Origin of the sequence: Mesorhizobium sp. M4A.F.Ca.ET.020.02.1.1 (assembly GCF_004022645.1) — a bacterium.
GTDB lineage: Bacteria > Pseudomonadota > Alphaproteobacteria > Rhizobiales > Rhizobiaceae > Mesorhizobium.
On record NZ_RZOI01000196.1, the window covers coordinates 1 to 8,642 of the forward strand.

The 8,642-nt window shown below is 59.7% G+C and carries 10 protein-coding genes; 5 read left to right on the forward strand and 5 right to left on the reverse strand.

From position 1 onward, the window contains the following. Positions 1 to 138: 138 nt before the first annotated feature. The 5 genes from EN742_RS14685 to EN742_RS14705 all read right to left on the reverse strand — a co-directional run bounded on the left by EN742_RS14685 (position 139) and on the right by EN742_RS14705 (position 4,603). The gene (locus EN742_RS14685) at positions 139 to 678 is read right to left on the reverse strand and encodes a prepilin peptidase (RefSeq protein WP_128332957.1); all 540 of its coding nucleotides are present in this window, start codon (positions 676 to 678) and stop codon (positions 139 to 141) included. 1 nt (position 679) lies between these two features. Further along, positions 680 to 1,219, reverse strand: a complete 540-nt coding sequence (locus tag EN742_RS14690) for a tetratricopeptide repeat protein (RefSeq protein ID WP_126056488.1) — start codon at positions 1,217 to 1,219, stop codon at positions 680 to 682. A 58-nt stretch (positions 1,220 to 1,277) separates the two neighbouring features. Next, positions 1,278 to 2,228, reverse strand: a complete 951-nt coding sequence (locus EN742_RS14695; protein ID WP_126056489.1) for a type II secretion system F family protein — start codon at positions 2,226 to 2,228, stop codon at positions 1,278 to 1,280. 18 nt (positions 2,229 to 2,246) lie between these two features. Further along, positions 2,247 to 3,080, reverse strand: a complete 834-nt coding sequence (locus tag EN742_RS14700; protein WP_245492325.1) for a type II secretion system F family protein — start codon at positions 3,078 to 3,080, stop codon at positions 2,247 to 2,249. A 137-nt stretch (positions 3,081 to 3,217) separates the two neighbouring features. Then, entirely contained in the window at positions 3,218 to 4,603 is a 1,386-nt protein-coding gene (locus EN742_RS14705) for a CpaF family protein (RefSeq protein ID WP_126056491.1), read from the reverse strand. 527 nt (positions 4,604 to 5,130) lie between these two features. On the opposite strand from EN742_RS14705, the gene EN742_RS14710 reads away from it, so the two are divergent. From EN742_RS14710 to EN742_RS14730, 5 genes are all read left to right on the forward strand, one after another. Then, entirely contained in the window at positions 5,131 to 5,346 is a 216-nt protein-coding gene (locus tag EN742_RS14710; RefSeq protein WP_126056492.1) for a Flp family type IVb pilin, read from the forward strand. Between the two features lie 88 nt (positions 5,347 to 5,434). Next, positions 5,435 to 6,475: a Flp pilus assembly protein CpaB gene (cpaB, locus tag EN742_RS14715; protein ID WP_126056493.1), complete on the forward strand. Its 1,041-nt coding sequence runs from the start codon at positions 5,435 to 5,437 to the stop codon at positions 6,473 to 6,475. Positions 6,476 to 6,529: 54 nt separating this feature from the next. Next, positions 6,530 to 7,975 (forward strand): type II and III secretion system protein family protein, encoded by a 1,446-nt coding sequence (locus tag EN742_RS14720; RefSeq protein WP_128332958.1) that lies wholly within the window; start codon positions 6,530 to 6,532, stop codon positions 7,973 to 7,975. Continuing rightward, on the forward strand, positions 7,962 to 8,261 hold the full coding sequence (locus tag EN742_RS14725) for a hypothetical protein (RefSeq protein WP_127405532.1): 300 nt from the start codon (positions 7,962 to 7,964) through the stop codon (positions 8,259 to 8,261). Before EN742_RS14720 ends, EN742_RS14725 begins: the two co-directional genes overlap by 14 nt. A 63-nt stretch (positions 8,262 to 8,324) precedes the next feature. Then, positions 8,325 to 8,642 (forward strand): pilus assembly protein TadG-related protein (locus EN742_RS14730; protein WP_245492326.1); only part of this gene is annotated, 318 nt, incomplete at its 3' end.

The following is an 8,642-nucleotide window of genomic DNA, read 5'->3' on the forward strand; positions in this document are numbered from 1 at the left end:
CGGCTTCCGCGGCTCGACCGGCCTGTTCCGCTTCCGCGCCGACGGCTCAAGCCAGCGCACGATGCCGTTCTACCGGGTCGAGAAGGGCGCGCTGAAGCTGGTCGAGAAGTCGACGGCGGGGTTTTGAACACCACTTTGTCAGTTGAGCTGCTGTAGAATTCCGGAGCTGCTGGCCAGCACCCAACGTTCGTATATCTGGAACCCTATCGCGCAGATTGCCGCGAGCGAAATCGGCACACCGAACGGCACCACGCCCTTGCGGTCGAGATGCTGGACATAGAGGCGGAACATACCTGCCGGCAGCATGAAAGGGTTCTTCACGAGCACGGCCGTGATCAGGGCACACACCAGCAAGAGAAGAGAAAAAACGACGAGACCGCTGCCGCCGATCAAAAAAGGCATAACCGCCATCAGCTTGACGTCGCCAGCGCCGACCTTGCGCAAGGTCCAGAAAGGGAAGAGCACGACAAATAGTAAAAGACCGGCAAGAGCGCTCAGGCCCATATCCCACCATGACCCGGCCGCGACTGACAGCAGTTGCAGGGAGCCCAGGCCCAGGCAAAGCAACAGCAGCACATTCTGATTGGATATCTTCTGCGTCGTGAAGTCGACCCAGGCGATCCTGACGAGCAAAGGAATGGCCAGCGCCTTGAGCAGTAGCGATGCGGCCAGCAACATGCTAGCGCTCGATGTTCTGCACGCTGGAGGACAGGAGCTTCAGGTTGTTGGCAACGGTCGGGTCGTTCGGCGCCAATTCGTAGGCCTTCAGGAAATTGGAGCGCGCATTCTGCAGCTTGCCTCGCAGCAGATAGGAATAGCCGAGATTGTTGTAATATTCGGGCGTCGCGCCAAGCAGCTTGTAGGCGCGGCTGTAGGCAAGATCGGCGAGGTCGAAACGGCGAATGCGGTCGCAGGAGGCGGCAAGACCCAGCCAGGCGACGCCGTCATTGGGCGCCAGGCGCGTGGCCTTGTAGAACAGCGCGCCGGCATTGCCGTAGTTTTCAGAGCGGAACTGCGTCTTGGCCTCGGCGACGGCCTGGTCCGAAGCATAGTAGTCGACATCGCTGACTGTCTTCAGCCCATCGAATGTATCGCCAAAGGACGTGACATCGCCCTTGGAGGGTTCGTTGGTGCGAACAACACCGTCAGTCGGGTCCGTCTGGCAGCCGGCAATCGCCATGATTAACAGGCCGGCTGCGGCCGCATTTCGCCATCTCATATATATATGTCCCCAAGGGTCGCCCCCGAATCACATTAGAATCAAAGCTCACGCATAACTAGAAGAAAATGCCCCTCATGCGGATGATCACCGGCAACATGATGACCATAAGCACCACCGGGAAGATGCATAGCCCCAGTGGGATCATCATCTTGACCGGCAAAGCGTTGGCACGCTCCTCGGCGCGCAGAATTCTCTGGCTGCGCATTTCGTCGCTATAGACGCGCAGCGCGTCGGTCAGGCTGGTGCCGAGTTCTTCCGACTGCCGGAACAGCACTGCCAGGGCCCGTGCCTCGTCGAGGCCGATGCGATCGGCCAGGTCGCGCAATGCCTCGCGTAGCGGCTTGCCGGCGCGCAGTTGCAGATTCATGATCGAAAGCTGGATGCCCAGCCATTTATGGGTTCCGGCCAGTTCGTTGCTGACACGCTCGACCGCTGCCTCCAGGCTCATGCCAGCATCGGCGCAGGTGATCATCATATCCATGAAATCGGGAAACCCGCGACGATATATCTGCATCTGAGCCTTCTCGAATCGATCAAGCGCGATGCTGGGAACGACCAGACAGGCGAGCCCGAACAGACCGGCGCCGGCAAATGCAATAAAGCTGGGCATTTGCGCGGGCAATACTCGGGACAGGAGCGTGTAGGCGACCAGAAAGCCGATCGCGACCGCCGCTATGCGCGTAAGAGTATAGATGAGGGGCGCGCTTGATTGATAGAAGCCGGCCCGAAAGAGCTTCGCCTCAAGGGCATTCGGCTCGCCGCGCTCCTTCTCAACCGTGCGGAAATAGGCGTCGATCGGCTTCTGCGCCGCGATCTTGGCCAGATGTTCCTGCCCGGCAAGCGAACGACGGTCGGCAATTCCCTCCGCCATCAGACTTTGCGCGACCAGCTTTCGCGTCTGCAACGCCGGCAAAAAGACAAGGGCGCCGAACAGGAACAATGCCACCGCCGCCAGGAAGACAGCTAGGGAAACCAGGAAGCTTATGTCCTGCGTATTCGAAAACAGGCTAATGGCTCGCTCCTGTCAGAAGTCGAAGTTGACCATGCGGTACATGATGAAGTCGCCCAGCAGTGCCCAGGCTCCAAAAAGCACAAACACAGGCAGGATGACCGGATTGTTCCAGACAGTGCCGTAATAGGATGGGGCGGCGATCTGTAGGATCAAGAACATGACGACGGGGAAAAAGGAGATGATCCACGCCGACATTCGCCCCTCGGATGAAAGCGCCCTGATCTTGAGGCGCAATTTCTGCCGCTCGCGCAGCACCATTGAAAGATTGTGCAGGATCTCGGTTAGATTGCCGCCCGTCTTGGACTGGATGGAGAGTGATACCGAAAGCAGATGAAGGCCTTCAAATCCCACGCGCTGGGAGAGTTTCCGCACGGCGTTTTCCAGACTGAGCCCGAAGGTGATCTCGTCCGCAACGATGCCGAATTCGGTGCCAAGCGGATCCGGCATCTCACGGGCCACAAGACTGATCGCCACCGGTGCTGGATGGCCGGCGCGCAGCGAGCGCACGATCATGTCGAGCGCATCCGGGAGCTGCCTGGCGAACTTCTGGATGCGCTTGTTGCGGGCGCGCCTGAGCACAAGCAGCGGCAGGACGAGGCCCACCAACAAAAATGTGATCAGCGCCGTGACGATTGAAAAACCGAAAAGTAGTGTCAGCATCAATGCGATAACCAGCCCGGCAAGCAGGAACATTGCAGCGAAAGCCAGTGGATTGCCGGTGATGCCGGATTGCGTGTAGAGCCGGTTCAATGTGACGAAGCCGAAAACAAAGTCACCCGAGTCCGTCAATCCACGTTCTCGCAACAGGCCTTGTAGGGTCTGCTCGGCCGGCGCTTCCTCGGCCAAAAGCTTGAGCCGTCGATTGATTGTGCCGACCCTGACGCGCCGCCCGGCGTAAGACAGATAGAGCGACTCGGCAGCAAGGATCACCGAGGCGGCGGCGAGCACATAGATGAAATAGAGCAGGGTCTGGCCAGTCGGCATCAGAGCGGAACCTGTGGATTGAAGGCGTCCTTTTCAAAGTGAAAGCCGAGCGTCGCCGCCTCCTGGGCAAAACGCGGCCTTACCCCGGTGGCGCGAAAATCACCGATGATCTTGCCTTCCGCAGTCACTTCCCGGCGAACAAAGTGGTAAAGTTCCTGGAGCTGCACGACGTTGCCTTCCATGCCTGTCAATTCCGAAATCGATATCACTCGCCTGCCGCCATCGGAAAGCCGTTGCGTCTGCACAATGATGTCGATCGCCGAAGCGATCTGCGCCCGGATGGATTCGTGGGTCATCGGCATGCCGGCCATGCCGACCATCTGCTCCAGGCGGGATAGCGCATCTCGCGGTGTGTTGGCATGGATGGTGGTCATGGAGCCTTCATGGCCAGTGTTCATCGCTTGCAGCATGTCGAAGGCTTCCTCGCCGCGAACCTCGCCGACGATGATGCGATCGGGCCGCATGCGCAGGGCGTTCTTCACCAGCTCGCGCTGACGAACTTCGCCCTTGCCCTCGACGTTGGGCGGGCGCGTCTCCAGCCGGCCGACATGCGGCTGCTGCAGTTGCAGTTCCGCCGCATCCTCGATGGTGATCAAGCGCTCGGCGGCAGGAATGTAGCTCGAGAGCGCATTAAGCAAGGTTGTCTTACCGCTGCCGGTGCCACCGGAAACCAGGATCGACTTGCGCGCCTGCACTGCGATCCGCAGCATGTCGACCATCGGCGGGCGGATCGAGTTGAACGCGATCAGGCGCTCGAGCGAATAAGGATGCTTGGAGAATTTGCGAATCGAAACGAGCGGACCATCCACTGAGATCGGCCGCACCGCGATATTGACGCGCGATCCGTCGTCGAGGCGGGCGTCGACCATCGGCGCGGATTCATCGACGCGCCTGCCGATTGCCGAGACGATCTTGTTGACGACCCGCAGCAGATGCGCCTCGTCGCGGAAGCGGATCTTGGTTTCCTCGAGCACGCCGCGCCGCTCGATGAAAACGCGATTGTGGGTGTTGATCAGAATGTCGGCGATCGAATCGTCCTTGAGCAAGGGCTCGATCGGCCCCAGCCCCAGCATTTCGTCAGCCGTGTCGCTGGTCAACTGATCAAGCTCGCGCGCGTTCAGCGGAATATTTCGAGCGCGGACGAATTCGCGCACGATCGGCCGTATCTCATCGAGAATCTCGTCCTTGGACGCATTTTCAAGGGCGGTCAAATTGAAGCGGTCGATGAGATGGCGGTGGAGTTCAACCTTGAGCGTCAGAAAATCATTGCCCTGGGTTTCAGCATCCGTCACCGGAACGACCGTCGCCCCATTTGAAACCGCCACTGCGGTCGTCGGCTGGAGCGCCCGCGGCTCATTCGATCCCTTGATGAAGCGGCCTAGCATTTTTAGCCCCCCGCAAACTTTTCCCAAAAGTTTCCCTCAGGTTGGAAACTAAGGGTTAACCACGAGAGGCACAAGCGCGGGGCGCGGGTGGGAGGATCGAATACTTACAACATAGTTAAGACGAGTCCCTAAAAAAATCGTTTTATTTCGCGACTGTGTACCCAGGAGCACAACTCAACTCCCACCTCACGAAACGTTTCGGCTTGCAACGTTCGAATCGCCGCCGCGGACTCCGGTAAGCCCTTACATATAAAGGCTTATGCACATACCCTAATATGATTAGGCTACCACTATGGGTGAGGCGAAATTGTGAATGAATGGTTAAAAGCGCTCAAAAAGCAAATCGAATCAATCCCTTGTCGAAATTGAATTGAGTCCCGATCAGGTATTGGAAGGTTAAGGAACTGTTAATCCCGTTTGACTCTGGTTTTTGGCGGGACTTAGATCAACTCGACGGGGGATGCTTGGGTATGGGGTTCATCCTTAGCTCGTCTCGTCGGGTTCAACCTCCAAAGGGAGAAATTGGCATGAAGAAGCTCATGACGATGGCCCGGCAGTTCCGCGACGACGACAACGGCGCTGCTATGGTCGAATATTCCATCCTGGTCGGCATCATCGCCGCAGCAGCCATTCTCGCGGTTCTCGCGATCGGTGCCTGGGTCACCGGCCGTTTCACCGGCCTCTGCACCAACCTGAACACTGGTCCGGGTACCTGCGACGCCGCCGCCGGCACCGGCAGCTGATCGTCTGTTTAATCCTCAGGCCCGGACTTCGATCCGGGCCTGAGCCTTATCGCGGCGGGCGAATTCCCGCTTTTGGGGCTTGGGGCTGATGCGTGCCAACACTTTGATCATGATTGTTCTCGCCGGCGTGTTCGGCGTTCTGGCGGTTGTGCTTGTCAACATCTGGCTGGCGAACCAGCGCAACGCATTGGCGCAGTCGGACGGAGTTAAGCGCGACACTGTTGTGGTGGCAGCGGTGGCGCTGAAGTTCGGCGACACGCTAACCGCCGAAAAGCTGCGTGAAATCGCCTGGCCCGCAGGCGCGGTCCCGGCCGGCGCTTTCAAGACAACCAAAGAGATCCTGGCCGGCGAAGGTTCGAAGCAGGCATTGCAGGCGATCGGCGCCAACGAGCCCGTTCTCGCCACCAAGATCACCGGCCCCGGCCAGCGCGCCACGCTTTCGGCGGTGCTCGGCGAGGGCATGAAAGCCGTTTCCATCAGGGTCAACGACGTGCTCGGCGTCGCCGGCTTTGTCTTCCCGGGCGACCGCGTCGATATATTGTTGACCCGCACGGTGCGCGCCGATGGCGGCGCAGACAAGAGTTTTGTCGATGTGCTGCTACAGAGCATTAAGGTGCTGGCCATCGACCAGGTTGCTGACGAAAGCAAGGAGAACCCGACGGTGGCGAAAGCCGTGACCGTCGAAGTCAGCACCAAGGACGCGCAGAAGCTGACGCTCGCCGCCGGCGCTGGGCAGTTGTCGCTGGCGCTGCGTCAGGCGGCGGCCAACAAGGGCGAGACGACCGAGCGTGTCACGCTTTCGGATCTGACCGGCGACACGCCGGACGATGTCGCCGCCAGGCAGGCCGAACTTGCCAAGCAGGCGGCGGCGGACGCCGCGGCCGCGGCCGATCGCAAACGCGCCGACGACAAGCTCGCCGGGCTGGCCAAAGCCGTCGAACGGGTGGACAACAAAATCGACGATCTGAGCAAGGTCAAGCCGGCTCCGGCTGTGGCATCTGCGCCGCAAGTGAAGGAAATTGTCAAGGAAGAGGTCAAATACGTGCAGCCGGAACCGCCGGCCCGGGCGACAATCGGTGTATTTCGAGGTATAAAACTCGAAACATACGATGTGCCGCGACAAAAATGACGCCGGCGCATTAGGATCGACACTCCGAATCAGCCGGCAGGGGGGTTAGCGTAGATGCGTGTGTACCGGAGACCACTGGCGGCCGCCGCTTTCGCCTTATCCTGCGCATTGCTGTCGCTAAGTCCCGTGGCCCATGCCGCCGACCGCCGCATCGACGTGTCGAACCCGACTATCCATCGTATCTTCGTGCCGGTATCGCAGTCGGTGACGATCCAGGTGAACTCCACCCTGGGCGATATTGTCGTGGGCGACGAGAAGATTGCTGACGCGCAGCCGATGACCGACAAGACGCTCTATGTCATCGGCAAGGGTGTCGGCACCACAACCGTCAACCTGTTTTCCGAAGACAAGCGCTCGCTGGGCACGCTCCAGGTCGAGGTCGGTCAGGATGTCAGTGACATGGCCGCGGCAATCCGCCAGGTCGCGCCTCGCGCGCGCATCGAAATCGGCTCGATCAATGGCAAGATCAGGCTGGCCGGTCATGTCAAGGATGCAGCGACCCTGGCCTCCATCGTGGACGTCGCCCAGCAATATGGCCCCGACGCAATTATCAACTCCGTGACCATCGACGACAGCCAGCAGGTGAATTTGGAAGTGCGCGTGCTGGAGGCCAAGCGCAACGCCGGCCGCGACCTCGGCGTCTCGATCAGGAGCACGAATGGTAGCGGCACGAGCCGTACGGGAACGGGCATTGCGGCCGTCGACGAAGACGACGTGGTGCTGGGACCCGGGAACCTGCTTAGCGGCCTGCTCTCGAACACCAATCCCTTCGCGGCACTAATTACCCGCGTCATCGACAGCAACATCAAGGTCGACCTGATCATCGAAGCGCTCGAGGCCAAGGGCGTGGTGCGCACGCTGGCTGAACCCAACCTCACCACCTTGTCGGGTGAGTCCGCCAGCTTCAACGCAGGCGGCGAAGTCCCCATCCGCAGCATCGGCACTGATGGCAATATCCAGATCGAATACAAGCAATTCGGCGTCAATCTGCTATTCACGCCTGTCGTCATGGATGAGAGCAAGATCCATATCAAGCTGGCGCCGGAAGTGAGCGACCTGACCGGCTTTACCACTGCTGGCGACCCGATCTTCACCAACCGCAAACTCGCGACCGTGGTCGAATTGCGCGACGGCCAGAGTTTCGCCGTCGGCGGGCTTCTCTCCAGCAAGACCACCAAGCTGCAGAACCAGGTGCCATGGCTCGGCCAGGTCCCGGTCATCGGCGCGCTGTTCCGCAACTCAAGCAACCAGAAGGAAGAAACCGAGCTGGTTGTCATCGTCACGCCGCATCTCGTACGGCCGACAAAGCCCGGCGAGCAATTGGCGACGCCGTTCGACAAGACGCGGCCGGCCAATGATCCGGAGTTCTTCATCCTCGGCCAACTCGAGGTGAACAAGGACATGATCCGCCAGTATGAAAACGGCGAAGGCGTCACCGGCCCCTATGGCCACATGCTGGATGTGAAATCGAAGGACAAGATGCTCTATGTCAAGAAATAAGCTCTTGCTCGTCGTTCTGTGTACCGGCCTGCTGACAGGTTGCGCCGCGGACTATCTCAACAACTACGACACGGTGACGCTGGCGGCCGGCGATACGCAGAAATTCAATTCGCTTCTGCAGACGGTCGACCCATACAATCCGGCCTCGAACAACACGAAAATCGAAGGCGACGGTGAGCGCGGCGTTGGCGTGATCAGAAGCTACAGAGTTCCGCCGCCACCGGCGCCGACGACGAACATGACGGTCAATGTCGGCACTTCGGGTGTGACCAACGGAGCGAATTGAGCAGAAGGATGCGGTGCGCCGGGCATTCGAGGGGCCTGGCGTGAAGGGGTAAGGGGTAGGGCCATGTTGCGAGGTATTCGCGCGTTCTGGCACGATCAGAGGGGAATAGCGCTGATCCTCGTCAGCGTGATGCTACCGGCGATCGTTGGATTTTCCCTCCTTGCGATCGACGCCAGCCGGGTCAACAATCTGCACAATGATTTGCAGAAGGCGGCGGACGCGTTTGCACTGGCAGGCGCTGCCGAACTGGATGGATCAAGCGGTTCCTGGGCGCGAGCCGAACGCGCCATGGCTACTTTGGTCGATAATGAAAGCAATTTCTCGACAGTTGGGCCGAATGGCAGGTTTACCCTGACTTCCGGTCAACCTGGCGGCACATTG

What these genes read in the sequence shown, in the direction of transcription:
- EN742_RS14685 (WP_128332957.1), bottom strand. Translation starts at nt 678, where the DNA reads ATGTTGCTGGCCGCATCGCTACTGCTCAAGGCGCTGGCCATTCCTTTG.
- EN742_RS14690 (WP_126056488.1), bottom strand. Translation starts at nt 1,219, where the DNA reads ATGAGATGGCGAAATGCGGCCGCAGCCGGCCTGTTAATCATGGCGATT.
- EN742_RS14705 (WP_126056491.1), bottom strand. Translation starts at nt 4,603, where the DNA reads ATGCTAGGCCGCTTCATCAAGGGATCGAATGAGCCGCGGGCGCTCCAG.
- EN742_RS14710 (WP_126056492.1), top strand. Translation starts at nt 5,131, where the DNA reads ATGAAGAAGCTCATGACGATGGCCCGGCAGTTCCGCGACGACGACAAC.
- cpaB (WP_126056493.1), top strand. Translation starts at nt 5,435, where the DNA reads ATGCGTGCCAACACTTTGATCATGATTGTTCTCGCCGGCGTGTTCGGC.
- EN742_RS14720 (WP_128332958.1), top strand. Translation starts at nt 6,530, where the DNA reads ATGCGTGTGTACCGGAGACCACTGGCGGCCGCCGCTTTCGCCTTATCC.
- EN742_RS14725 (WP_127405532.1), top strand. Translation starts at nt 7,962, where the DNA reads ATGTCAAGAAATAAGCTCTTGCTCGTCGTTCTGTGTACCGGCCTGCTG.